The sequence below is a fragment of the Streptomyces sp. A18 genome (assembly GCF_059026065.1).
On record NZ_JBWLKL010000006.1, the window covers coordinates 220,097 to 244,094 of the forward strand.

General features: G+C 71.2%; 22 protein-coding genes. 7 read left to right on the top strand and 15 right to left on the bottom strand.

The window, feature by feature from the left end; genetic code table 11:
- The first annotated feature begins 287 nt into the window (after positions 1 to 287).
- Positions 288 to 773 (top strand): DUF3574 domain-containing protein, encoded by a 486-nt coding sequence (locus AC5P1C_RS12985; RefSeq protein ID WP_493865910.1) that lies wholly within the window; start codon positions 288 to 290, stop codon positions 771 to 773.
- 24 nt (positions 774 to 797) lie between these two features.
- Here AC5P1C_RS12985 and AC5P1C_RS12990 read toward each other — a convergent pair whose 3' ends face one another.
- Both AC5P1C_RS12990 and AC5P1C_RS12995 read right to left on the bottom strand, forming a co-directional pair.
- Positions 798 to 2,414: an FUSC family protein gene (locus tag AC5P1C_RS12990; protein WP_493865911.1), complete on the bottom strand. Its 1,617-nt coding sequence runs from the start codon at positions 2,412 to 2,414 to the stop codon at positions 798 to 800.
- 440 nt (positions 2,415 to 2,854) lie between these two features.
- Positions 2,855 to 3,760, bottom strand: a complete 906-nt coding sequence (locus tag AC5P1C_RS12995) for an NAD(P)-dependent oxidoreductase (protein WP_493865912.1) — start codon at positions 3,758 to 3,760, stop codon at positions 2,855 to 2,857.
- A gap of 157 nt (positions 3,761 to 3,917) precedes the next feature.
- On the opposite strand from AC5P1C_RS12995, the gene AC5P1C_RS13000 reads away from it, so the two are divergent.
- Entirely contained in the window at positions 3,918 to 4,253 is a 336-nt protein-coding gene (locus tag AC5P1C_RS13000) for a winged helix-turn-helix transcriptional regulator (protein ID WP_493865913.1), read from the top strand.
- Between the two features lie 73 nt (positions 4,254 to 4,326).
- Positions 4,327 to 4,956, top strand: coding sequence for a DUF4291 domain-containing protein (locus AC5P1C_RS13005; protein WP_493865914.1), 630 nt, complete (start codon positions 4,327 to 4,329; stop codon positions 4,954 to 4,956).
- Positions 4,957 to 5,001: 45 nt separating this feature from the next.
- Here AC5P1C_RS13005 and AC5P1C_RS13010 read toward each other — a convergent pair whose 3' ends face one another.
- On the bottom strand, positions 5,002 to 6,315 hold the full coding sequence (locus tag AC5P1C_RS13010) for an SWIM zinc finger family protein (protein ID WP_493865915.1): 1,314 nt from the start codon (positions 6,313 to 6,315) through the stop codon (positions 5,002 to 5,004).
- A 200-nt stretch (positions 6,316 to 6,515) separates the two neighbouring features.
- Positions 6,516 to 9,515, bottom strand: coding sequence for an SCO1167/SCO6262 family helicase (locus AC5P1C_RS13015; protein ID WP_493866063.1), 3,000 nt, complete (start codon positions 9,513 to 9,515; stop codon positions 6,516 to 6,518).
- Positions 9,516 to 9,740: 225 nt separating this feature from the next.
- On the opposite strand from AC5P1C_RS13015, the gene AC5P1C_RS13020 reads away from it, so the two are divergent.
- The gene (locus tag AC5P1C_RS13020) at positions 9,741 to 10,157 is read left to right on the top strand and encodes a RidA family protein (protein WP_493865916.1); all 417 of its coding nucleotides are present in this window, start codon (positions 9,741 to 9,743) and stop codon (positions 10,155 to 10,157) included.
- Positions 10,158 to 10,160: 3 nt separating this feature from the next.
- Here AC5P1C_RS13020 and AC5P1C_RS13025 read toward each other — a convergent pair whose 3' ends face one another.
- The 3 genes from AC5P1C_RS13025 to AC5P1C_RS13035 all read right to left on the bottom strand — a co-directional run bounded on the left by AC5P1C_RS13025 (position 10,161) and on the right by AC5P1C_RS13035 (position 13,570).
- Positions 10,161 to 11,123, bottom strand: a complete 963-nt coding sequence (locus AC5P1C_RS13025) for a glycoside hydrolase family 6 protein (RefSeq protein WP_493865917.1) — start codon at positions 11,121 to 11,123, stop codon at positions 10,161 to 10,163.
- A 234-nt stretch (positions 11,124 to 11,357) separates the two neighbouring features.
- On the bottom strand, positions 11,358 to 12,074 hold the full coding sequence (locus tag AC5P1C_RS13030; protein ID WP_493865918.1) for an aspartate/glutamate racemase family protein: 717 nt from the start codon (positions 12,072 to 12,074) through the stop codon (positions 11,358 to 11,360).
- Entirely contained in the window at positions 12,074 to 13,570 is a 1,497-nt protein-coding gene (locus AC5P1C_RS13035) for an NCS1 family nucleobase:cation symporter-1 (RefSeq protein WP_493865919.1), read from the bottom strand. Before AC5P1C_RS13035 ends, AC5P1C_RS13030 begins: the two co-directional genes overlap by 1 nt.
- 160 nt (positions 13,571 to 13,730) lie before the next feature.
- Here AC5P1C_RS13035 and AC5P1C_RS13040 point away from each other — a divergent pair, with 160 nt between their 5' ends.
- Positions 13,731 to 14,387, top strand: a complete 657-nt coding sequence (locus tag AC5P1C_RS13040; protein ID WP_493865920.1) for a GntR family transcriptional regulator — start codon at positions 13,731 to 13,733, stop codon at positions 14,385 to 14,387.
- Between the two features lie 143 nt (positions 14,388 to 14,530).
- Here AC5P1C_RS13040 and pip read toward each other — a convergent pair whose 3' ends face one another.
- The 4 genes from pip to AC5P1C_RS13060 form a co-directional block, all read right to left on the bottom strand.
- Entirely contained in the window at positions 14,531 to 15,487 is a 957-nt protein-coding gene (pip, locus tag AC5P1C_RS13045) for a prolyl aminopeptidase (protein ID WP_493865921.1), read from the bottom strand.
- Positions 15,488 to 15,595: 108 nt separating this feature from the next.
- Positions 15,596 to 16,810, bottom strand: coding sequence for an MFS transporter (locus AC5P1C_RS13050; RefSeq protein ID WP_493865922.1), 1,215 nt, complete (start codon positions 16,808 to 16,810; stop codon positions 15,596 to 15,598).
- The gene (locus tag AC5P1C_RS13055; RefSeq protein WP_493865923.1) at positions 16,807 to 18,333 is read right to left on the bottom strand and encodes a YfcC family protein; all 1,527 of its coding nucleotides are present in this window, start codon (positions 18,331 to 18,333) and stop codon (positions 16,807 to 16,809) included. Before AC5P1C_RS13055 ends, AC5P1C_RS13050 begins: the two co-directional genes overlap by 4 nt.
- The gene (locus tag AC5P1C_RS13060) at positions 18,330 to 19,706 is read right to left on the bottom strand and encodes a M20/M25/M40 family metallo-hydrolase (RefSeq protein ID WP_493865924.1); all 1,377 of its coding nucleotides are present in this window, start codon (positions 19,704 to 19,706) and stop codon (positions 18,330 to 18,332) included. Before AC5P1C_RS13060 ends, AC5P1C_RS13055 begins: the two co-directional genes overlap by 4 nt.
- A gap of 209 nt (positions 19,707 to 19,915) precedes the next feature.
- Between AC5P1C_RS13060 and AC5P1C_RS13065 the strand changes: the two genes are divergently transcribed.
- Positions 19,916 to 20,482 (top strand): RNA-binding S4 domain-containing protein, encoded by a 567-nt coding sequence (locus tag AC5P1C_RS13065; RefSeq protein ID WP_493865925.1) that lies wholly within the window; start codon positions 19,916 to 19,918, stop codon positions 20,480 to 20,482.
- Between the two features lie 37 nt (positions 20,483 to 20,519).
- Here AC5P1C_RS13065 and AC5P1C_RS13070 read toward each other — a convergent pair whose 3' ends face one another.
- The 3 genes from AC5P1C_RS13070 to AC5P1C_RS13080 all read right to left on the bottom strand — a co-directional run bounded on the left by AC5P1C_RS13070 (position 20,520) and on the right by AC5P1C_RS13080 (position 22,902).
- Positions 20,520 to 20,984 carry a DoxX family protein gene (locus AC5P1C_RS13070; protein WP_493865926.1) on the bottom strand — a complete coding sequence of 155 codons (465 nt, stop codon included), beginning with the start codon at positions 20,982 to 20,984 and terminating at the stop codon, positions 20,520 to 20,522.
- A 210-nt stretch (positions 20,985 to 21,194) separates the two neighbouring features.
- Positions 21,195 to 21,905 carry a class I SAM-dependent methyltransferase gene (locus tag AC5P1C_RS13075; RefSeq protein ID WP_493865927.1) on the bottom strand — a complete coding sequence of 237 codons (711 nt, stop codon included), beginning with the start codon at positions 21,903 to 21,905 and terminating at the stop codon, positions 21,195 to 21,197.
- Between the two features lie 58 nt (positions 21,906 to 21,963).
- Positions 21,964 to 22,902 carry an acyltransferase domain-containing protein gene (locus AC5P1C_RS13080; RefSeq protein WP_493866064.1) on the bottom strand — a complete coding sequence of 313 codons (939 nt, stop codon included), beginning with the start codon at positions 22,900 to 22,902 and terminating at the stop codon, positions 21,964 to 21,966.
- A gap of 239 nt (positions 22,903 to 23,141) precedes the next feature.
- Between AC5P1C_RS13080 and AC5P1C_RS13085 the strand changes: the two genes are divergently transcribed.
- On the top strand, positions 23,142 to 23,405 hold the full coding sequence (locus AC5P1C_RS13085) for a DUF6343 family protein (RefSeq protein ID WP_493865928.1): 264 nt from the start codon (positions 23,142 to 23,144) through the stop codon (positions 23,403 to 23,405).
- On the opposite strand, the gene AC5P1C_RS13090 is transcribed toward AC5P1C_RS13085, so the two are convergent.
- Positions 23,402 to 23,827, bottom strand: coding sequence for a tetratricopeptide repeat protein (locus AC5P1C_RS13090; protein WP_493865929.1), 426 nt, complete (start codon positions 23,825 to 23,827; stop codon positions 23,402 to 23,404). The genes AC5P1C_RS13085 and AC5P1C_RS13090 overlap by 4 nt on opposite strands.
- Positions 23,828 to 23,998: the final 171 nt, after the last annotated feature.

A 23,998-nucleotide genomic window follows, 5' to 3' on the forward strand; every position in this document is an offset into this window, starting at 1 on the left:
TCACTTCTTCGGCCAAGTCCCATGAAACGTATGGGAGTTGTGTGTCGGAAGGGAAGACGGCGACTTACGGGCAGGGAGAGAGATCCAGCCGTGCGGACGCGAGGGAGGGGGCGGGGCTGTGGCGTGTCCGCTACCGTCTGCGCCCGTTATGGATCAACGTACTCAGAGATCCACGGAGATCCACAGAGATCCACACGCCTGTGGAACACGAGATCCACACGCCCGCAAAGACCGACGTAGAGACTGATCTGCCCCTCCCCCGCAGAAACAGAAAGGGATCAGCCGCCATGCCTCTCGCCCTCTCCCGCATCTCCCGCACCCGTCTCGCCGCGGCCACGGCCGCCGCGGCGGTGCTCGCCGTCGGCGCCCCGGCCGCGTACGCCTCGTTCGACACCGAGACGCGCGGGACCGGCACGCCCACCACGTCCCAGGTGGCGCGCGGCGAGGCCTACACCGAGACACGGCTCCTCTTCGGGACCGAACGCCCCGACGGCGGACCCGATGTGACGGACGAGCAGTTCATGGAGTTCATCGACGACGAGGTGACGCCGTCGTTCCCCGACGGGCTCACGGTGCAGGACGGCCGCGGCCAGTGGCGGGACTCGAACGGCAAGATCGAGCGTGAGCGTTCGTACGAGCTGATCCTGCTGTATCCGACGAAGCAGGCGCACAAGCGGGACGCCCTGATCGAGGAGATCCGCGAGGACTACGTGAAGGAGTACGCGCAGGATTCGGTGGCACGGCTCGACGACAAGGTGCGCGTGGACTTCTGAGGGCTCACTCCCTGGCCGCGGTGGTCACGCCACCACGGTGAGCTCCGCGAGCAGCTCGTCGAGGCGCTCCGCGTGCCGCCGCGGCAGGCGTCCCGTGTCGTCGACGTGCACCGCGCAGGCGGTCGTCGTGTCGACGAGGCGTTCGAGGGTGGCCGCCACCCGCTCCGAGCCCTCGGAGTGCTTCGCCAGGGTGGGGAGTTCGGCGGCGGCCAGGTCGATCGCGGCGCGCGCCTCGGCCAGGGCCCGGTAGGCGTCGCGCCGCAGGGCCCAGCGGGCGGCGCGGTGGTCGGCGCCCGCGGGCCCAGCCTCGCCGGCGCCGCTCAGGACGTGGCGCAGATACGCGTGCGCGGACTCGCGGGCGGCGGCGAGACGGTCCTGCACGCGACCGCCGCGCTGCGCGGGCCACGGCAGATGCCCGACGAGCAGGACGATCCCGCAGGCGAGCAGCGTCTCGCCGATCCGCCCCCAGGAGGCCTGCGGCTCCCCGCCCACCATGACGAGGGCGAGGACGAGGACGGTGACCACGGCGGTCTGGGCGGCGAAGTGCCGCGTGGCGACGGGAATCAACGCGCCGCACACGGCGACCGTGATGACAAGCCCGGCGGGCCGCGGCAGCAGGGCGGCGAGCCCGGCGAAGAGGAATGCGCCGAGGACGGTGCCGAGCGCGCGGCACAGCACGCGCGAGACCAGCGGCCCTAGGTCGGGCTTGACCAGGAAGACGGCGGTGGCGGGCAGCCAGTACCAGTGCGGGTGGTGCAGGGCCTGCGCGACGGCCACGCTCGCCCCGAAGCAGAGCGCGACCCGCACGCCGTACTCGCGCCCGCCGGGACCGGCCGCCGTGCGCAGTACGTCGAGGGGGCCGCGCTTGTGGCCGTGCGGAGGTCGGGCGTTGCCGCTGTCGAAGGCTTCGGCGGCGTGCAGCAGGGCGTCGTCGAGGGCGCGGAGCCCGGCGCCCTCGCGGGCGGGCGCGGGCAGCGGACCGCACGGGACACCGTCACGGACGGCGGCGGCGAGGCGGCGCGGCCCTTCTCCGGCGCGCCCCGGCAGCGGCTCACCGGACCAGGCGAGCGCGGTAGCGGCTTCGCCGAGCGGCAGGGCGGCGAGGTACTGCGCGTGCAGCCGCCGCTCGGCCGCGGAACTGGCGTGCCGCCGCAGGCGCGGCCCGGAGAGGGCGTCCTGTGCGTGGTCGAGGGCGGCGGTGAGGGCGGCGCGGCGGGCGGTGGAGCGGGAGGTGCCGACGGAGTCGAGGAGTGCGGCGACGGCTTCGTAGACGGCAAAGACGGCGGCGCGCTCGCCGTCGAGACGGTAGGGCCCGGCAACTCCCTTGCGACCGTCGGGCGACGGCAGCACGAGCCGAAGAACGATCAGCCACCCAGCCCCGGCGAGAAAGAACAGCGCACGCTGCCACCCGGGCTCGGGGAACGGCATCCCCGCCCCGATGGCGGCGGCGACGAGCAACTGAGTACCGGCGGCGGAGGCGACGGGCCCGACGGCGCTGAAGGCACCGGCGAGCAGCCCGAGCAAGGCGAAGAGAAGAGGCAGCAGATAAGAGACCCCACCGACCCCGTCACCGACGTACACCCCGAAAACAAGCCCACCCGCCCCGGCGACGGCGGGCACCCCGATCCGCCGCACGGCCACCCGCCGACTCCCCGGCCGGTCATTGATCCCGGCCAACATGGCCCCAAGAGCAGCCACCACCCCCACGGAAGCCCACCCGGCAACCACACCCGCGCACAACACGGGCCCAGCGGCCAGGGCCCCCCGCACCACGGAGTGCCACGGCACGGGCCCACGCTGCGCACGCAAGGCATGACCGAGCCAGGGCGGAAGGGAAGCCGCGCGCGGGAAAACTGCGCGCGGGGACGTGGCTCGCGGGGAAGTTGCTCGCGGGATCACCGGGCTCACCGTGTTCCTGTCGTCATCGGAAGGGGCATCGACGGGTACGTGCCGCCGGACGACATCGGCCTGGGCTTGTGATCCAGGCTAGGCGGTGTTCTTGGAGGGGAAGGGACGCGAGTATTTCCGCAATGTGACGTTTCCGCGGACACCGACGCGATCGGCGGGGTGTGTCCGACGGGCTAGGCGGACGAGCCGGACGTCACGCCCGGCTGCTTTCTCAGCACCTCCACCAGGGCGGAGATGCTGTGCTCACGGTGGCCGTCGGCGACGGCTCGCCGCAGGAGTTCGTTCATGGGCTCGTGCCAGGAGAGGTCGATGCCCGCTTCCTCGCCCGTCTGCTGCTCGTAGCCGATGGCGTCGTGGAAGAGGCCGACGGACGAAGCCGGTGCGCTGTAGTCACCGGAGTCGATCTCCTTCGCGAGTGCGGGGAGGATAGCGGCGATCATCTCCAGCCACTTCACGCTGTACCGCACCATCGTGCCCGCTTCCAGGCCACGAGCGGTGACGAGCGCGGCGCCCTCGAAGAAGCCGAGGAGCGCGGGCAGCAGGGTGGCGCCGACGGCTGACTCGTAGAGCGCGGCGAGGTCCACGTCGGTGCCGAGGTGGACGGTGTCGCCGCCCAGCACGCGCAGGGTCTCGGCATGCTCGTCGAAGACGGCCTTGTCGCCGCTGTAGTAGAGCAGCGTGTCCGGCTCTCCCACGGCCGCGGGTACGTTCTTCACCGCTCCGTCGAGGAACCGGGCACCGCGCGCCGCGGCCCAGGCGGCCATCTCGCGGGCACCGGCAGGGGTGCCGCTGTTGAGGGTCACGAGAGTATGTCCGGCCAGCGCGGCGGAGGCCGGTTCCAGACCCTGGATCGTGGCGTCGTAAGTGGAGAGGCACGCGATGACCAATGGACTCGCGGCCACGGCCTCCGCGATCCCCACCGCGTGGACCGCCCCCTTGGCGACGAGAGGCGTGGCTCTCTCGGGGCTGCGGTTCCATACGGTGGTCGGGTGCCCGGCATCGATGAACGCGTCGGCAAGCGCCCGTCCCATCGAGCCAAGTCCGATGAGTGTCACGGGGGTTGGGGTACGCGCAGGCATGAGTCGCTCCAGTCCGGAGTGGGTTGGTCGGGGATGCGATCCATGCTGGGCCTTCACAGACATTCCGACAAGTACCTACATTTGTGTCAGGTACCCACAGTTTTGTCAGTGAGAACAGTGAGAACAGTCAGATCAGTGAGAACGGGGAGGGGCGCGAATGCCGACGAAGAAGCGGGCGTACACGTGCGGCCTGGACGCCGCCATCGACCTCATGGGCGGCAAATGGAAGGGCCTCATTCTCTTCGCCCTCCATGAAGGCCCCCTACGTTTCGGCGAGTTGAGGCGAGCCGTGCCCGGCATCAGCGAACGGATGCTCATACTCCAGCTGCGGGAGATGGAGAACAGCGGCCTGGTGCACCGCGAGGCCTACCACCAGGTCCCGCCGAAGGTGGAGTACTCCCTGACGGAGTTCGGCCAGTCGCTCAACCGGGCGATGATGCCGCTCGGAGAGTGGGGCGAGGAGCACATGGGGCGGATCGAGGCGATCCCCTGAACGGGCCCGACGACGGACCCCAGGCCCGACAATTCGCTGGCGAACGGGTCCGTCAGAGCCGCAGGCTGACGCCATGAACCGCACAGACCCGGCCGACGCCACCACCATCACCGCACCGCCCACCCGCCAGATCCGCGCCCTGCACACGGAGTCGACGGTCACCGTCTACCAGGCGTACGCCCCCGGGATCGGCGAGCCCGCGGCCCGCACCGGCCGGTTCCCCGCCGCGTGGAAGCGCGACCGCATGACGTGGATCAAGCCGTCCTTCCTGTGGATGATGTACCGCTGCGGCTGGGCCGCGAAGGATGGCCAGGAGACCGTCCTCGCGGTGGAGATCACCCGCGAGGGCTTCGAGTGGGCCCTCCGCAACGCCTGTCTGTCGCACTACGAGCACGGGGTTCACCCCGACCAGGCCTCCTGGAAGCGGGAGTTGAAGCGCGCCCCGACCCGGGTCCAGTGGGACCCGGAACGCGACCTGCACCTGAATCCACTCCCCCACCGCTCCCTCCAACTGGGACTCGCGGGCGACGCCGCGCGCCGGTACGCGGACGAGTGGACGGTCTCGATCACGGACGTCACCGAGAAGGCCACGGCCATCCACAACCTCGTACGCGAGAACGACCTGGCAACCGCGGAGAGCCTCCTCCCCGTGGAGAGCCCCTATCCGGCAGGGGACGAGTTGCTCGCTCACCTGCGTGCGTGACGGACTGGTCAGCCCGACCGGTCAGCCGGACCGGCCGGCGCGGCGTCACGAACCGATCATCCCTGCCACCGCCCCCACCGGATCCACGTCCGCCTCCCCCTCCGGCCACCAGTCGTCCCGGCCCGGTTCGCTCCGGTACGGGTACCAGCGGCCGTCCCGGCCGTAGCGGAGTTGGAGGGAACCGGATGCGTTCGTCAGGTGGTTGCGGTGGATCGTCATGCGCGGGAGGTCTGCCGTGATCAGGGCGCCTCGGGCTCGGTCGAAGGGGCCCGCCGGGGGATCCCAGGGGGATTCCAGGACCGCCAGGCCCTCCTCGCCGCCCTGGCGCCAGGCCGCTGCCGCGCGGGAGAGGTCCGTGGGGGTGTGGTCCACCGACCTTGCCAGTTCCGCGAATTGGCGGCTGAAGGTGCGGCGGCCCGTCAGGCCGGGGTGGGATGCGGCCAGGCGCACCGCGTCGCGCCAGGGGTCGGCCGCGGGAAGAGGGTCCGAGCCGGTGGTCACGTACGCGTGGGCCCGGTTCGCCGTGTCCGTGGCCAGGAACTCCAGGGATGTGGGGTTCGGGGCGCCCGGGAGCGAGGGGAGCAGTGGGGGTTCGCCCGGGTGGGCGGGGGCGGGGAGCGGTGGCGGCAACGGGGGGCGGTAGTCCGTCGCCAGGGCGTCCCTCGCCAGGGTGCCGGGGAGTGACGCTTCGGTCGCTCCCCGCGTAGGAGTGGATTGTTCGCTGGCTGCCGCGTGCGCGTTGCGTTGGGCCAACTCGTCGAGCAGCGCCTGCTCGTCCCCGCCTCGCAGGAGGAGGAGTACGAAGGGGTCGGCGTCAAGGAGTCTGGCTGTTTGGTACGTGAGGGCCGCCGCGTGTTTACACGGGCGGCCGTGGTCCGGGCAGGTGCAGGAGGGGACCAAGTCGCCTGGACCCGGGAGGAGTTGGACGCCTGATCGCTCCGCCGCGTCCACCAGCGCGTGCGGCATGTCCTTGTCCAGGAGCGCCGCGATGTGCGCCGGTTCGGTCGCCACCGCGTCCAGGAAGTTGTTCCAGTCCTCCGGCGTGAGGGTGCGCATGCGGATCTCGGCGCGGTACGGGCGGGGGCGACTGCCGTGTACGTACGCCACGACGCGGCCCGGTGCGACCGTGATGGTGTCGACGTGGCCCTCACGGGCATAGGCCCGCCCGCGCGCGAGCCGTCCCGCGTCGAGCGATGTCCCCTCCAGCGTGCCGATCCAGGCGTTGCCCCACCAGGAGGTGGCGAACGGGGCCTGGGGGTCGGGGTGTTGAGGGAGCGGCGGAAAGACCCGGCCGGCGCCGGTGGCGCGGCTGACGGAGGTCATTCCGGGGCGGCCGGCGGTGCGGCCGGCGGGGCGCACGCTGCTTCGCTCGGCACGACTGGCGGGGTCCACACCGGACCGTCCGGCGCGACTGGCGCCGCCAGCTTCGGCGCGGTCGACTCGACCGTCATCATCCGCACTGCCCGCACCGCCCGCACGACCAGCACCGCCGACACTCCCGGCACCCCCGGCGCGGCCACCAGTACCGTCCTCGGCGCCCAGGCCAGAATCCCCGCCCCTCACGACACCCTCCGCAACGACACCAGATCCGCCAGCTCCGCATCCGACAGTTCCGTCAGAGCTGCCTCGCCACCGCCCAGTACCGCGTCCGCCAACGCCTGTTTCGCCGCCAGGAGTTCGGCGATGCGGTCCTCCACCGTGCCCTCCGCGATCAGGCGGTGGACCTGCACCGGCTGGGTCTGGCCGATGCGGTAGGCGCGGTCCGTGGCCTGTTCCTCGACCGCCGGGTTCCACCAGCGGTCGTAGTGGATCACGTGGCCCGCTCGGGTGAGGTTCAGGCCCGTGCCCGCCGCCTTCAGGGACAACAAGAACACCGGGACCTCGCCCGACTGGAAGCGGTCCACCATCTCCTCCCTGCGCGCGACCGGCGTACCCCCGTGCAGGAGTTGCGTGCCGATGCCGCGCCGCGCCAGGTGTGATGCGAGGAGGCGAGCCATCTCCACGTACTGCGTGAAGATCAGTACCGAGCCGTCCTCCGACAGGATCGTGTCCAGGAGTTCGTCGAGCAGCTCCAGTTTCCCTGAGCGGGAGCGGCCGTCGCGCCGCGCGATCTCGCCGTCCTTCAAGTACTGCGCCGGGTGGTTGCAGATCTGCTTCAGCGCCATCAGCAGCTTCATGACCAGGCCCCTGCGCGCGATCCCCTCGGACGCCTCGATGCGGGCGAGCGTCTCGCGGACGACCGCCTCGTACAGCGACGCCTGTTCGCGGGTGAGGGTGACCGGATGGTCCGTCTCCGTCTTCGGCGGCAGCTCGGGTGCGATTCCGGGGTCCGACTTCTTGCGGCGCAGGAGGAAGGGGCGGACCAGGCGCGCCAGGCGGGCCATCGCCTCGTCGTTCTCGGCGAACTCCCCGCCTTCCGCCAGGCGTGCATAGCGCGCGCGGAACGACTTGAGCGGGCCGAGCAGACCCGGCGTCGTCCAGTCCAGCAGGGCCCAGAGCTCGGAGAGGTTGTTCTCGACCGGGGTGCCGGTCAGGGCCACGCGTGCCGGGGAGGGGATCGTACGCAGTGCCTTCGCCGTCGCCGCGTGCGGGTTCTTCACGTGCTGCGCCTCGTCCGCCACCACCAACCCCCAGGCGTGGGAAGCGAGTTCGGGCGCACTCGTACGCATCGTTCCGTACGTCGTCAGGACGAAACCGCCCTCCAGATCGCCCGTCAGGCTGCGGCCCGTTCCGTGGAAGCGGCGCACCGGCACCCTCGGCGCGAACCGCTCGATCTCCCGCTGCCAGTTGCCGAGCAGCGACGCAGGGCAGACCACGAGCGTCGGCTCCCGGCGGGCCCGGTGCAGGTGGAGGGCGATGAGGGTGACCGTCTTGCCGAGGCCCATGTCGTCGGCGAGGCAGCCGCCGAGGCCGAGCGACGTCATCCGGTCCAGCCAGGCCAGGCCGCGGAGCTGGTAGTCACGGAGGGTGGCGGCGAGCGCGGGGGGCGGGGTGACGGGGCGCAGGTCGTCGGTGAGGCGTTCCCGCAACCGGGCCAGGGCGCCGATCGGGACCGCCTCGACCCGCTCACCCTCCACCTCCGCCGCACCCGTCAGCGCGACGGACAGCGCGTCCACCGGGTCCAGGAGGCCCAGATCCCGTTTCCGTGCCTTGCGTACGAGTTCGGGGTCGACAAGGACCCACTGGTCACGGAGGCGTACGACCGGGCGGTGCGCCTCCGCCAGGATGTCCATCTCCGCCTCGGTGAGGGGGCCACCGGCGCCGTCGCCTTCGCCCTCGCCTTGCCCGTCATGCGGACCCAGCGCCAACTGCCAGCGGAATTCCAGCAGTTGCTCGGTCTTGAAGAAGTCGAAGTTGTCGGCCGCCGTGCCGGGCGCGGGGCGTACGACGGCCGTCGCCGTCAGGCCTCGGGTCAGTTCCCTGGGCCAGTGCACGGCCACCCCCGCCGCGCCCAGTCTGCCCGCCGCCGCACCGAGGAGCTCGTACAACTCCCCCTCGCTCAGCGGCAGTACGTCGGGGCGCGGGCGTTCCAGGAGGCGGCTCAGCGGTGGCCATACGCGGGCCGCGCGCCGCACCGCGAGCAGCGTGTCCACGCGGGCGCGCGGGCCGAAGTGGTCGGCCGCCCCGGACCAGAGCTGGGCCGCGTCCGCGACCAGGGTCGGGTCGGCGAGGCTGTGGACCTGCACCACGGCAGCCGCCGGGCTCGCCGTGCTCCCGCGGGGGCCGCCGGGCACTTCATCGCCCTCGGGTCCGGGCGCGTCTCCCGTCGCTCCGTCGAACACCTCGTGCGCCTGCAGATCAAGCCGCAGCGACACCCGCACCCCGGCGTCCATCCCGGCCGCCACCTCCGCGGCCCACTCCCGCGCGCCCGGCAGCCGCTGCGGCTCCCGGGCCGCGAAGGGCGCGCCGACCGCGTGCGCGGCGGCGGGCGTACGCGGCAGGGTGTCCACGACCGCGTCAACGAAGGCCCTGACCAGGGCGAACGGCTCGGGCAGCAGGAGCGGCCCACTGCCGGGCAGCGGGACGGCATGCCCCTCCGCCGGTAGGGCCGCGGCGATCGCCCGCAGCTGCGTGACGTCGGCGGCGTCCAGTGGCCCGGCCCGCCACGCGTCCAGGTCCCCGCCGGTCAGGCCGGGCAGCAGCCTGCCCCGCGCGGCCAGGTGCAGGGCGTGCCGGGCGGCAGCGGCCCAGCAGGCCACCGCCGGGGACAGAGGCAGGGACCGGGGCGGTGACAGGAGCGGGCCCGGGGACGGGTGCGCGGACGGCGCGGCGCGCAGCAGGAGAGGGACCGCTTCCGTCACCGGCAGGATCAGCGCGGGGACGGTACGCGTACGGACGCCCTTGCCGTGTCGGCGTACGACGGCGAGCTCACCCTCGGTGGCCCCGGGGAGCCCGCCCCCGGCAGGACCAGCAGGCAGCTTCCCCTCGGGCGCCCAGAAAGCGATCCGCCCCTGCCTCGGCACCTCGGCCGGAAGGAAGACAGCCGCGCAGGATCGCAGGAGCTCCCCGAGCCCAGCGGGTACGACGGCGGCATCAGTGACCGCGCCGGCCCCCGCCATCACCGCCACCATCTCGTTCACCCGCACTACTCACCCGCACGCGACCACTCACCACTCACGACACCACTCACCACTCACCACTCACCACTCACCACTCACCACTCACCCAGAGGCCATTCCCGCACGCCAGCCTAGGTCAGCCGTCCAAGAGTAGATGCCGGGAGCCCCGCCCCACCGGCGAAAATCGGTGGCTCGCCACCGTCCCCGTCCCGCACGATCGGCGCCATGACCACCCCCAGCCGCACCGTCGTGCCCACCCTCTTCCCACCGCCCGGATACGCCCACGCCGCCGTCGTCGAGGCAGGCACCAGGCTCGCGTTCATGGCGGGCTCCGTGCCGCTCGACCCGGCGGGGAACCTCGTCGGGGAAGGCGACGTGGCGCGCCAGACCGAGCAGGTCATCGCCAACCTCGACGAGGCCCTGCGCGCCATCGGCAGCGACCTGACGCAGGTGGTGGCCAGCACGGTGTACGTCGTGGGCACCGAGCCCGGCCCGCTGAGCGAGGCGTGGGAGGTCGTCCGCGCCTCCGACCTGCTCGCGAAGGGCCCGCACACCTCGACGCTGCTCGGCACGACGTGCCTGGGCTACAACGGTCAGCTCGTCGAGATCACCGCGACGGCGGTCGTGCCCGAGACCACCTGATCCCTAGCCCCGCGCCCTGCTCGCGAGCCCCAGCGCGTACTGCGGCCACCACTGCCCCGCTCTCGGCCCGCCCCGGCAGGTTCCGTCGGACTCGCCGGGCCGCTTGATCCACAGGTAGGCGTCGAGCGCGGGGGCGCCGGTGGCGGTGGTGGGCGGGGTGCCGAGTGCGCGACCCGGCGGGTTGCACCAGGCCTGGTCGCCGCCGGTGTAGGGACCGTTGCCGTTGCGGCTGCTGTCGACGACGAAGTGTTCGGAGCCGCCGAGTGCCGTGGCGATGCGGTGTCCGTACTCCGAACTGACCTCATTCGTCTGGTAGTTGGATACGTTGACCGCGAAGCCGTCGGCCTGCACGATCCCGGCCTGCCGCAGCGGGGCGACGAGGCGGCTCTCGTCCGGGAGCCAGCCGGCGTTGCCCGCGTCGAGATAGACCCTGGTGTGCGGGCGCGCCTTGACGCGGTCGACGGCGTAGGCGAGCAGCCCGTACCGCTCGTCGGCGTCGGCCTTCTCGCAGCCCGCGATCTTCTGCGCCACGGCGTCCGGTTCGACGATGACGTACGCGGCGCGGTCACCGATGCCCGCGGCGAACTCGTCGACCCACTGCCGGTACTCTGCCGCGCTCGCCGCCCCGCCTCCGGAGTAGTCACCGCAGTCCCGGTGCGGGATGAAGTAGGTGACGAGCACCGGGGTGGTCCCCGCCGCGGCCGCCGCCTCCGTGGCCGCGCGGACCGCGGGGCCCGGCCCCGGGTCGTGCAGCCACAGGGCTTGGGGGCGTTCGGCGATACGCTCGATCAACTGGGCGTCGGCGGTGCGGCCCTGGCTCCGCCAGGCGGCGACCTGGCGCGCGGCGGCACTCTTCGGGTCTACCCAGAAGTCGGTGGCGGGGACGGTGTCCGCGTGCGCAGAGGCGTGGGCAGACGCGTGGGCAGAGGCGTGGGCAGCTCCACCCGACGCCGCCGTCGCGCCCATCAGGAGCGCGGCGGCGAGGAGCCGGGCGAGACTGCTGCGGAGACAGGCTCGCCCGGGTGATCGGAAGGGCGATCGGAAAGGCGATCTGAAAGGCGATCGGAAGGGCGGCTGCGACACCGGACGCCTCCAGTTGCTCGGCGCCGGATGGGCCCGGCGCGTTCCCCGGAGTCTGCGGTCGCCCGGCCACCGCGATTCCCCGCACACCGCCGATCCGGTGACAGTTCACCCGAAGAATCACTCCGACGGCGGCGCCCAAGTACGCGTCTTCGGAAGGGGTTTGGCGTAGCCACCGACGCGGCTAGTGGTCAGGCCGAGTCCGACGAGCGACTCGGCCAGCTTCACCGCGGCGGCCACGCCGTCGACCACCGGCATGTCGAGGGCCGCGCCGACCTTCTCCTGCAGCCCGCTCATTCCGGCGCAGCCAAGCACCAGGACCTCGGCCCCCGCGTCGCGGGCTCGCTCGGCCGCCGCGAGGAAGGCGCGGACGGTGACCTCGGAGTCCCCGAGGTCGAGTACGCCGAGCCCGGTCCCCACGACGGCGGCGCAATTCTGCGCGACGCCCGCCGCGTGCAGGCTGTCCTCGATCTGGCCGCGCGCCCGGTCGAGGGTGGTGATGACCCCGTATCGCCGCCCCAGCAGACAGGCCAGATGGGCCGCGGCCTCGGTGATGTCGACGACGGGCACGTCCAGGAGCTCCCGGGCTCCCTCACGTCCGTGCTCGCCGAACCCGGCCATGACCACGGCGTCGTACGACTCCTCGTGTCCGCGCAGCGTGTCGAGGACGGCGGCGGCCGAGAGATAGCTGTCGAGCCACCCCTCGGCGGACTCCGGCCCCCAGGCGGGGGTGAGCCCGACGATGGAGGTGCCGGGGGCCGCCGCGCCCCGCGCGCCTGCCACGATCTCCTCGGTCATCGCCCGCGTCGTATTGCAGTTGGTGACGACGATGCGCACTAGCCCTCCACTTCGGCGGTGAACGCGGCGGATGCGGCAGGTTCGGCGGATGCGGCGGTCCGCTCGGCGCGGCACAGGACCGCGTAGAGCAGCGCGGCCGTGGCCGTCCCGATGAACCAGGAGTACGGCGCGACGTAGTCGAAGAACGGCACGAGCGCGCACACCGCGGCGACACCGGCGGTCGGTACGAAGGCTCCCAGCGCCTTCGGGTTGACGCCCTTCTTGTAGTAGTACGGCGATCCCGGCTCGGCCTTGAAGAGCGCGTCGGCGTCGATGCGTCCGCGCTTCACCCAGAAGTAGTCGACCGCGATGATCCCGAACAGCGGTCCGAGGAAGGCTCCGAGGCCGCCCAGGAAGTAGTTCACGACGGTCGGGTTGGAGTAGAGGTTCCACGGCGTGACGAGCAGCGCGGCGACCGTGGAGATGATCCCGCCGATCTTGAAGGTGATCTTCTGCGGCCAGACATTGGCCAGGTCGTACGCGGGTGAGACGAAGTTGGCCACGATGTTCACGCCCATCGTGGCGACGGCGAAGGTGAGCGCCCCGAAGATGAGGACCCAGGTGTTGCCGATCTCTGCGACCAGTTCGGCGGGGTCCGTGATGGCCTTGCCGAAGACCTCCAGGCTGCCCGCGGTGACGATCACCGAGAGGATCACGAAGGCCGTGGAGTTGATGGGCAGGCCCCAGAAGTTGCCGCGCTTGACGGTGCGGTAGTCGGGGGCGAAGCGGGAGAAGTCGCAGAAGTTGAGCATCAGCGTGCCGTAGGTGGCGAGGATGAGACCGATGGCGCCGAACCACTGGCGCACCTGCTCGCCGGTGGAGACCGGGTTCGGGGTGCTGGTGAGCGAGATGGTCCAGCCGGCCTTCCAGAGGATCCACACGGCGAGGGCGATCATCACGACCCAGATCGCGGGCCCGCAGAAGTCCTGGAACTTACGTACGGATTCCATGCCTCGGGTCATGATCAGCCCCTGCACCAGCCAGAGGGCGACGAACGAGCACCAGCCGAGGGCGTGCAGCCCGAGGAAGGAGTGCTCGGTCCACGCGTCGAGGCTCGGGAAGGCGGCGATCAGCATCACGTTGACGGCGATGGAGGCCAGGTAGGTCTGGATTCCGTACCACATGATGGCGATCACGGCCCTGATCAGGGCGGGGATGTTGGCGCCCCAGACGCCGAAGCTGATGCGGCTGACGACGGGGAAGGGCACGCCGTGGCGCTGGCCGATGCGCCCCATCATGTTCATCCCGACGTAGATGAGCACGAAGCCGACGAGCAGCGAGGTGAAGATCTGCCAGACGTTCAGGCCGAGGACCAGCAGACCGGCGGCGAAGGTGTAGTTGCCGAGGTTGTGGACGTCGGACATCCACAGGGCGAAGAGGTCGAAGACCTTCCACTTGCGTTCGGCGGTGGGGGCGAGGTCCTCGTTGGTGAGGCGGGGATCGGGCACGAAGTCGGTCGCGGCGCCTGGGGCGTCGGCGCGCTGGGTGAGGGACACGGGGCCTCCTGCGAAGGGGGACGGAGGTGCGGCGCCCTTTGGTATCCCAAAATTTGGTATACCAAAGATTCCGTCATGCTCCCGCCGCCGAGTGCGCCCGGCAATATCCGTACGGTTACGAATCGGTAAATCGATCCGGGGTTCGGCAATGATGGACCTCATGACGACCGTGGAGCAGCCGCTGGCCGCCGTACGTGAACGCGTGCTCGCCGAGCTGCGGCAGGAGATCATCGCCGGACGCCTCGGACCGGGCGACCGCCTGGTCGAACGGGAGCTCGCCGAGCGCCTCGGAGTGTCCAGGGTCCCGGTCCGCGAGGCGATCAGGGCCCTGGTGGCCGAGGGCTTCGTCACCTTCGAGACGCCGCGCAGGACCGTGGTCCGCCGGCTCACCCGCACGGATGTGACCGAACTCTTCGAACTGCGCGAGGCGTTGGAGGTCTACGCGGCGGGCCGCGCGGCGGAACGCGCCACGGAGGAGGGCCTCGCGGAACTGTCCGCGCTGCTCGACAGCGCCGCGAAGGCGACGCGCACGGCGGACGGGGAGGCGATCACGGACATCAACACGCGCTTCCACGACCGCCTTCTGGCGATGGCGGGGAACGGTCTGCTGACGTCAGTCATGGAGCCGGTGGACGGCCGGCTGCGGTGGATGACACGGCGGAACGAGGAGTGGACGCATCTCCTCGCGGAGCACCGGGAGTTGTATGAGGCGGTTGCTTCGGGGGATGCGGGGCTGGCGCGGGAGCGGGCGTTGACCCACGTCCGGACCAATTACCGGTCCACGGTGCGGCACTTGTTCGGCGAGGAACAGGACTAGTCCCCGACCCCGCCACCCTGCCCCTGCCCCTGCCCCTGCCCCTGCCCCTGCACGAAAACCTGCTGCGCAGGGGCCTTGCGCACCCTCATCACCGGCTCCGCCGGGTTCGTCCTCAATCGCCGGACGGGCTGAAAGCCCGAACCTCAGCCCCGCCCCCGATACCGATCCGTCGCCGCCACCAGCTCATCCGCGATCCCCCGCGCCCCCGCGTCATGCCCCACACCCCCGACCAGGATCAACTCACTCCCCGGCCAAGCCGCTTGAAGCCGCCAGGGCACCCCCACCAGATTCCCGAGGTCAAGAACCCCTTGCACCAGCGTCCCGGGAATCCCGGCCAGCGACCCCGCGTCCCGCAGCACGACCTCGTCCCCGCCCAGCCAGTGGTCATGGGCGAAGTAGTGTGTGACGGTCCGGGCGAAGCCCGCGCGGAAGCTCTCGTCCTCGTACCGGGGAACAGACCGCGGCGCCCGCGACGCGAACGCCGTCTCCCAATCGGTCCACGCCCGCGCCGCCACCGCCCGGACCCCCGCATCAGGAGACTCGAGGAGCCGGTTGTACGCGGCGGCGAGGTCCCCGTCCCGCTCCCCCTCCGGGACCCCGTCCCGGAACGCCTCCCACGCCGAGGGGAAGATCTGCCCGAGGCCTCGGGTCAACAGCTCGACCTCGGCCCGGCTCCCCGTGGCGAGCCCCGTGAGCACCAGTTCCGACACCCGCTCGGGGTGCGTCTGCGCGTACCGGAGCCCTAGGACCGAGCCCCAGGACCCGCCCCACACCAGCCACCGCTCGATCCTCAGGTGCCGCCGCAACAGCTCCAGGTCGGCCAGCAGATGACCGGTCGTGTTGACGCTCATGTCGGTACGGGGGTCACTCGCGGGCGGCGTCGACCGCCCGCACCCGCGCTGGTCCAGGAGCACCACGCGGTACGCGTCGGGGTCGAAGAACCGCCGGAAGTACGGCGTGCACCCCGACCCCGGCCCGCCGTGCAGGACCACCGCCGGCTTTCCCAGCGGATTGCCGCAGGCCTCCCAGTACACGCGGTTTCCGTCGCCGACTTCGAGCATGCCGTGGTCGTACGGCTCGATCTCCGGATAAAGGCCCATCGGCCGAAGATAACCCGCTCACCACACGCCCCACAGACCGCACGCACCACAGGCCGACGCACCACAGGCCGCACGCATCACAGACCGCACGCCCCACAGACCGCTCGGCTACCCGGCCCGCAGACCCCGCATCCGCCCGTACGCGTACACGCACCCGGCGAGCGCCAGATCCGAGAGCAGCATGAATCCGATCGAGTACGAGTCCTTGGCGCTGTAGATCGCCCCCATGACCAGCGGCGGGACGAAACCGCCGAGGCCGCCCACCGCTCCCACGATGCCCGTCACGGACCCGACCTGTGCCTGTGGCGTGACCTGCGAGACGAGTGCGAAGACGCTGCCGCTCGCCGTGCCGAGCCCGGCCGCCATGACCAGGAAGCAGATCGTGCCGCCGGGATTCAGCGACGGTTCGAAGGCCTGCGCGATGGCGAAGACCGCGACGACGGCCAGCGCGAACGAGGTGACCGTGGCCGGGTGGATCCGGTCGGAGAGCCAGCCGCCGATGGGCCGGAAGATGACCGTGACCAGCGCGAACCCGGCCGCCTTGGTGCCCGCTTCCGTGGGCGAGAGGTCGTACCAGGTCTTCAGGTACGTGGGCAGATAGACCCCGAAGGCGACGATGCCGCCGAACCCGATCGCGTACAGCGCGGACAGCTCCCACGTCACCCGCAGCCGCCCGGCCTCGCCGAGACGGGTCGCGAGCGGGCTCGTCGGTACCGGACGGTCGGGTCGGTCGGTGATGAGCAGCGCCGCGATCACCGCGAACGCCGCGAGGGCGATCGCCACGACCAGGAACGGCAGGTTCTCGCCGTGCTTGGCGATGCGCGGCGTGAAGTACCCGGAGAGCGCCACGCCTCCCATGCCCATCCCGAAGACGCCGAGCGCGAAGCCGCGGTGCGCGGGCGGGAACCAGGAGTTGACCAGCGGGATGCCGATCGCGAACGTCGTACCGCCCAGGCCGAGCAGGAAGCCGACCGCGAGCATCACGACGAAGCTGTCCTTGGCCGGAATGATCAGCAGCACCGGCACGATCGTGAGCGCCGAGATCAGCGGGAACATCAGCTTGGCGCCGTAGCGGTCGGTGAGCGCACCGACCGGGACGCGGCCGAGCGAGCCGACGATGACCGGCACGGCGACCAGCAGGGACTGCGCGAACGACGTGAGCCCGAGCCGTTCTCCGAAGTCGCTGCCGAGGGGCGCGATCAGGTCCCAGGCCCAGAAGGTGAGCGTGAAGCCGACCGTGGCGACCGCGAGATTGCGGTACGCGGCGGCCGTGGGGCGAGCAGTTGCGTCTGAGGGGGTCGGGGTTGTCGAGGAAGTCGTCATGTCATCACCGCTCCGAGGGCCACGAACACGCAGATCAGTACGAACAAGATGGCGAGCAACGGCCAGACGAAGCGCAGGTACTTGTCGTAGCCGACTTTCGCGAGCGCGACGCCACCGATGGTCACGGCGGTGGTCGGCACCCACAGATTCATCCAGCCGCTCGCCGCCTGCCACGCCGTGACGACGACCGCCCGCGAGACGTCGGCGAAGTCGGCGAGCGGGGCGAGGATGGGCATGGCGAGGGTCGCGTGGCCGGAGGTGGACGGGATCAGGAAGGCCAGCGGCAGGTTCACGACGAAGACGATGACCGCGAAGACGCCGGAGGACGTGCCCTTCACGACGCCCTCGATGGAGTGCAGGACGGTGTCCGTGACCTTCGAGTTGTTCATGATCACCGTGACGCCGCGCGCGAGCACGATCACCAGGGCGGGCGAGATGAAGTCGGCCGCGCCCTGGATGATCGTCGAGCTGAGCTTCTGCTCGCCCATCCGCGCCACGCACCCGACGAGCACGGCCGCGCAGAAGAAGAGCGCCGCCAACTGCGGGAAGGACCAGCCGAGTTCGAAGCCGTACGGCTTCGCGTCCGCGTTGCCCGTGAGCGCGCTCGCCCAGGGCACCACGGAGAAGATCATGAAGGCGAAGACGAGTGCGACCAGGACGAGGACGGACTTGTGCAGGCGCGTCAGCTCCGGCACGTCTCCGGCGTCGGCGGCGGTCTGCTCGCGGTCGCCGGGCAGGAAGCCGCTGAGGGAGCGTTCCGGGTTCTTCTGTACGCGCTTCGCGTAGCGGATGACGTAGGCGATGGTGACCGCCGTCAGGACGATCCACATCACGAACCGCAGCACGATGCCGTCGCCGAGCGAGATATCCGCTGCGGAGGATGCGACTCCGGTCGCGAACGGGTTGACCGTCGAGCAGAGCACGCCGATCCCCGCCCCCAGGATGATCGCGCCGACCGCGACCATCCGGTCGTAGCCGAGGGCGAGCATGAGCGGCACGATCAGGCCGTAGAAGCCGAGCGTCTCCTCCGCGAACCCCTCGACCGTGCCGAGGACGGAGAAGACGAGCATCACGCCAGCGATCAGCATCGCGCCGCGGTCGCGCAGCCGGTGCGCGAGGCGGCCGATGCCCCGGTCGAGGGCGCCGGTGGCGAAGACGACGGTGATGAACGCGCCGATGGCGAGCACGAACAGGAACACGCCCGCGCTGCCGTACAGCTCACCGGCCATGTCGGGCCCGACGACGCCCGACTTCTCGTCCTGGATGCCGTACAGGCCGTTGACCGGGGCGAGGAAGAGGTCGTTGAGCCGGTCGACGAAGCTCTGGTCCGATGCGACGCGGTGGTAGCTGCCCTCGACGGGAGCACCCTCGGCATTGCGGTCGTAGGCGCCGGAGGGGATGAGGAAGGCCAGCAGCCAGACGGCCACAGTGACGATCGCGAGGATGGTCAGGGCGCTGGGGAAGGCGAACTTCCGTTTGTGCTGCGGCTCTTCGGTGCCGGGATCCGTCGCGGTACTGCTCATGCGCGGCTCTCCGCTGCGCCATCGGATCCGTCGAAGTCGGCGGCGTACTCGCGCACGAAGGCCGCCATGGCGACGACCGTGTTGCGCAGCTCGGAGAAGAGGACGCGTTCGTTCGGGGCATGCAGATTGCACATGCTGTCCTGGGCGCCGAAGAGCAGGACCTCGGCGCCGGGAGCCGCCTTCGCGAGGCCGTTGACCAGGGGGATGGAGCCGCCGGTCGCCACGAACGAGGCGTCCTCGCCCCAGGCTTCCTTGAGCCCGGCGCGCGCGGCACGGTAGGCGGGACCGCCGGTGGCCGCCTCGTATCCGGGGCCGGTGTCGCCGGGTGTGACGGTGAGCGGGACGCCGAACGGCGTGAGCGAGCGCAGGTGGTCGACCAGCCTGTCCTGCGCCTCCTTCGGGTCCTGGCGGGGGTGGAAGCGGAGGTTCAACTTGGCGCGTGCGTACGGCACGACAGCCGACGCCGCGTGCTCGACGGTCGGCGCGTCCAGGCCGATCACCGTGATCGCGGGGCCACTCCAGAGCCGCTCGCCCAGGCTGCCGCTGCCGATGAGCGGGACCCCGTCCACCACCCCGGCCAGTTCGCGGAACTCCTCCTCGGTGTAACTCGTGCCGCTCCAGTCCTCGCGCCGCAGCCCCTCGACGGCCACGTCCCCGTGTACGTCGTGCAGGGTGGCCAGGGCCTTGAGGAGCACGAGCAGCGCGTCGGGTGCCGCGCCCCCGAACTCCCCGCTGTGGCGCGGCTCGTCGAGGGTGCGCACCTCCACGACCACTTCGGACGCGCCGCGCAGGGCGGTGGTGAGGGTGGGGGTGCCGGGCCGGAGGTTGCCGAGGTCGGCGACCACCATGGCATCGCAGGCGAACCGCTCCGGGTCGGTGGGCGGATAGTCGTCGAAGGCGCTGCCGTACTCCTCCTGCCCCTCGATGACGATCTTGATCCCGACTGGCGGCCTGCCTCCGTAGGCCCGCAGCATCCCCAGGTGCGCGATGACGTTGGACTTGTCGTCCGCGATACCGCGGGCGCGCAGGCCGCCCCCCGCCTCATCGATGGGGGTCGGCTCGAAGGGCGGCGACTTCCACAGGCTCTCGTCGCCGGGCGGCTGGACGTCGTAGTGGCCGTAGAGCAGGACGGTCGGCGCGTCGGGGGTCGGCGGCGGGATCTCCCCGTAGATCACGGGTGCGGTGTCGGGCAGGTCGATCCGCTCGACGGTCGGCACCCCCGCATCGCGCAACAGCTCGACCAGCAGATCGTGCGCCTCCTGCACCGGCGCGGCTGGGAAGCCGGGGAAGGCGATCGAGGGGATCGCGGCCAGCCGTTCGAGGTCGGCGCGCAACGTGTCCATCAGGTCATCGACAGTGGCTTCGAGCTTCATAGGCGGCACCCCTGGGTCTACATCAGGCTTTGTAACGATTAGCCCGAATTATCAGACTCCGAGGGGAACGGTTCCCGGACGGCTCGCCGTGCGGCCTGGGATAGCACTGCTGCCCCAGCGCTGACCCGCTGCTGTCGCGCAGTGCCCGCCCGGCTGTCGCGCGGTGCCTGCCCGGCCCTGAACCGCCGGGCAGGCACTAAAGTCGGGCCATGGCTTCGGAGACTTCAGGCGGTCGCGGCAGCGACAACGGGGCCGGCGGTGCTCCGGCAGATGCGGGTACGGGTGCGAGCGCGGCCGGGGGTTCAAACGCGGCCGGGGGCGCGCACAGTGGTCCCGGTGCGGGTGCGGGTGCGAGTGCGGGTGCGGGCGCGGGCGCGGGTGCGGGTGCGAGTGCGAGTGCGGGCGGGGGATCCGTGCGGGTCGACGCCTGGATCTGGTCCGTACGCCTCGTCAAGACCCGCTCCATGGGCGCCGCGGCCTGCAAGGGCGGCCATGTGCGGGTCAACGGCGTGCGCGTGAAGCCCGCTTACGGCGTGCGCGTCGGCGACGAGGTACGCCTGCGCCACGCGGGCGGACGCGAACACGTCGTCGTGGTCAAGCGCCTCATCCGCAAGCGCGTAGGCCCTCCGGTGGCCGTCGAGTGCTACATCGACAACAGCCCTCCTCCGCCGCCCCGCGAGGCCGTGGCCCCCGCAGGCGTACGCGACCGGGGAACGGGCCGCCCCACCAAACGCGACCGCCGCGACATGGAACGTCTGCGCGGCCTCGAGGGCTAGCTCCTGGCTCCGCTGCCCCGCCCCGGTAGGCCGGCCTTCATTCCCCGCGTCGCGCGAGGAAACGGCCGAGTTCCGCCGTCTGTCCGCGCCGCGCCCAGGCGATCCACGCCAACGGCAGGATCAGGACGAGCGGAGTCGCGGCGTTCTCCCCGCCGAGCGCGGCGACGCTCGCCACGAACGCGCCGATCATCAGCCCGATCAGCGCGGTCGCGCCGACGGAACTGAGCACCGGCACCAACAGCGCCACCCCACCGAGCACTTCCAGCACACCGATCACGTACATCCCCGGATCGCCCCACCCGAGTCTCTCGAAGATCTCGACAGCCGTCGGGTGCGCGAACAGCTTCGGCCCTCCGCTGGCGACTCCGAAGAACAAGGCGAGCAGCACCTGGAGAGCGCGCAGCCCGATACGGACGGAAGAACGGCGACCGGCGGTGCCGGCGGAATCGGTGGGGGCTGTCGGAGCTGTGGGGTCTGTGGGGGCTGCGGCGGCCGTGGTCATGGTGATCTCCTCGGTGAGCAGGGGGCGTTGGGCCGTTGGGCCGTTGCACTGTCACCGAGATAGACCGGACCGCCCCGCGGAACTCATCGCCCGACGAGACTCATCGCCCGGCGGAACGCATCGCCCGACGAGACTGATCACCCCACGCAACTCATCGCCCATCGAGACTCATCACCTGACGGCCTACCACCTCCCCCTCCGACGCCCGCGTCAGCGACCCGGCACCGGCACCGCCCGCACCCAAATACCGTCCTCCGTCAGGTACTTGTCGACCCTCAGCCCCGCCTCCTCCAGCGCCTGCTCGAACTGCTCCTTCGTGAGCGGCCGGGCGCGGAACGTCTGGGTCCAGACGGCGTCCGGGAAGACATACTCCGCGCGCACCTCGTTCACCCCGTCCCCGACCGGCTCCGCCGACAGGATCCGCACCGTGTACCCACCGGGGTCCACCCGCTCCCTCGGCAGGTTCGTGTGGTATTCCGCGCCCTCCCGCTGGATCAGCACACAGCCGTCGTCCGTCACATGGCTCCGGCAGGCCCGCAGCATCCCGCGCCGCACCGACACGTCGCCGTTGTGCACGAGGAACGACGCGAGCATCACCACCTCGAAACGCTCTCCCAGGTCGAGCTTCTCGATCGGGCTCTGGATCGTGCGCACCCGCCCGCCGATCGCGGAGACCTTCTCCAGCATCTCGGCGGACTCGTCCACCGCCGTGATCCGGAACCCCCGCTCCAGCAGAGGACGCGTCACCCGCCCGGCACCGCTGCCCAGCTCCAGAATGTGCGCCTCGGCCGGCACCGCACCGGCGATGACATCGGGTTCGTCCCCGGCGGACAAGCGCGCGTACAGATCCACCGCGCAGCCGTCCGGCGTGATCGCTCCAGGGCCTGTCCCCTCGTATCCCTCACGCATCTCAGTAGCCATGCCCCGTCAACGAAGCGCTCCGAGGGCTCGTTCCCACTCCGCCCGGTGACCGCTCGCTCTACAGCGGGAACCAGCCATGCCCGCCATACCAATGGCCTCCCGCCCGCAGATGGTCCCCCACGGCCCTCTCCACCTTTGTCCGCCTCGGCAGTTCGGCCACGGGCAGGTCCTGGTCGCCGAAGACGAAGGCGATGGGGACGCCGTCCTCGGGTTCCTGCTCCGGCTCCGGCTCCTGCTCCTGCTCCTGTTTCCGCTCATGGCCGTCCGCCAGGCGGAAACGCTCCTGGAAGCGGACGATGTTCGAGTCCGCCGGGAGATACCGCTTCAGCTGCGGATCGAGCAGCCAGGAGTGGCACACGGCTGTCTCATACCGCTCCTCCGGGAAGTGCCGCGCGAAGAACTCCCGCGCGAGCGCCATCGACCGATCGCAGGCTTCCGGGGACAGCGGCCCCCGGAAGTCGGTTATGTGGAGGTCCAGGCAGGGGTCGTCTGGACCCGCGGGATGCCCGGCCGCGGCCACCGCCCCGCCCATCCGATCCCCCAGCACGGAGCGCTGGAACTGCAGCCGCCCCAGTTGATAGAGCTCGCCCCGGAAATGCAGGGAGTTCCAGCTCGGGTGCAGCAGACCGGGGCCGCCGCGCGCCCTGCGGTGCACGGCCATGTGCCGCCCGAGGTCGGCGAGCGTACGGCGCGAGACGTCGTCCGGGATGCCGCGGCTGCGGTGATACGCCCTTACGTACGGCAGCGCCGCCACGAAGACATACACATAGAAGCAGGCCCCGATCGCTCCCAACTCCACGGGCAGCGGAGCGAACTTGGGGCCCGCGCCGGGCTTCCCCATGTCCCGCACCGTCCCCGCGACGCTGCGGTCCAGCAGCCACCGCGCCTCCGGATCCGCCGCGAACCGCCGGCGCAAGGCCACCAGGTCGTTGATGTCCTCGTGCGGAACGGCCAGGTCGAGCAGCACGTCCGGCAGCTCGTCCGCCGAGGGCAGGATCGCCTCGCCGGTGGGCGTCTCGTCCCCTGGCTCCTCCGCGCCCCCGAGATCCTTCAGCCACGCGGCGAGCCGCTCGTCCGTCCTCGCCCTGTTCCTCAGTACGTCCAGCACAGCCATACCCCCGATCGACACATCTACGATCTTGAAGCCTCCAGCCCTTCCGGTCCACCACCCACAGGTGGATCCTGGAAGGTGGAGATCTGGAGGCAACAGGGTGGAGAGGGAGGAGATGACCTCTCATGTTGCGCACAGGCAGTGAACCGGTGACCGCGCGCAGTCCGCTGCGCATGCGCTTCTGGTTCAGCGTGTGGGGCCTGATCTGGGCCACGTTCGGCACCATCGCCTTCGCCCTCGCGGGACGCCCCGAATGGGCGGTGGCCTGCGGGGTGCTCTGGCTGATCGTCACCGCCGACATGGCGATGATCCTGCGCCACATCCACCAGGGTCCGCACTACCAGCCGGGCCGCGACATCCCGCCGTACGAGCCGCCGAGGGCGAGCTAGCCCCCGCCGTCGCCACCTGCCGCACCATCGCCGCCCGCCGCATCATCGCCGCCCGTCTCGCCGTCGTCGAAGCGCGCCGCCGCCAGATACGACGGCTGCGGGTCGAGCGCCGCGGCGAGGCGGAAGTGGCGGCGGGCCTGGTCGGGCCGCGCCGCGCGTTCGTAGGTGCGGGCGAGCGCGAAATGGGCGAACGCGTTGTCCGGCTCGCGCTCCAGGACGATGCTGAACTCCAGCTCCGCGGCGCGCAGTTGAGCTGCGGCGAAGAAGGCACGGGCCCTCAGCAGCCGCGCGGCCGTGTTCTCGGGGTGGGCCGCGATGACCGTGTCGAGCAGCTTCACCGCGCCTCGGGGATCCCGCGCGGCAAGGAGCTGCTCCGCCGCACGGAAGTCGATGACATGGGTCTCCGGGGTAATTTCGGGCACGCGTCACTCCTTCCCTCGCTGCTCTGTGTCAACGCCCGTCACGCCGACGCCTATTCCGCCGATTCTCACCGTGACGCGCCACCCACACTCCGGCACCCGCCACGCACCGCCGTCCTGCCACTCACCGCCCCGCCACGCACCGTCGACCACCCACGGTCTCCGCACGGCCGC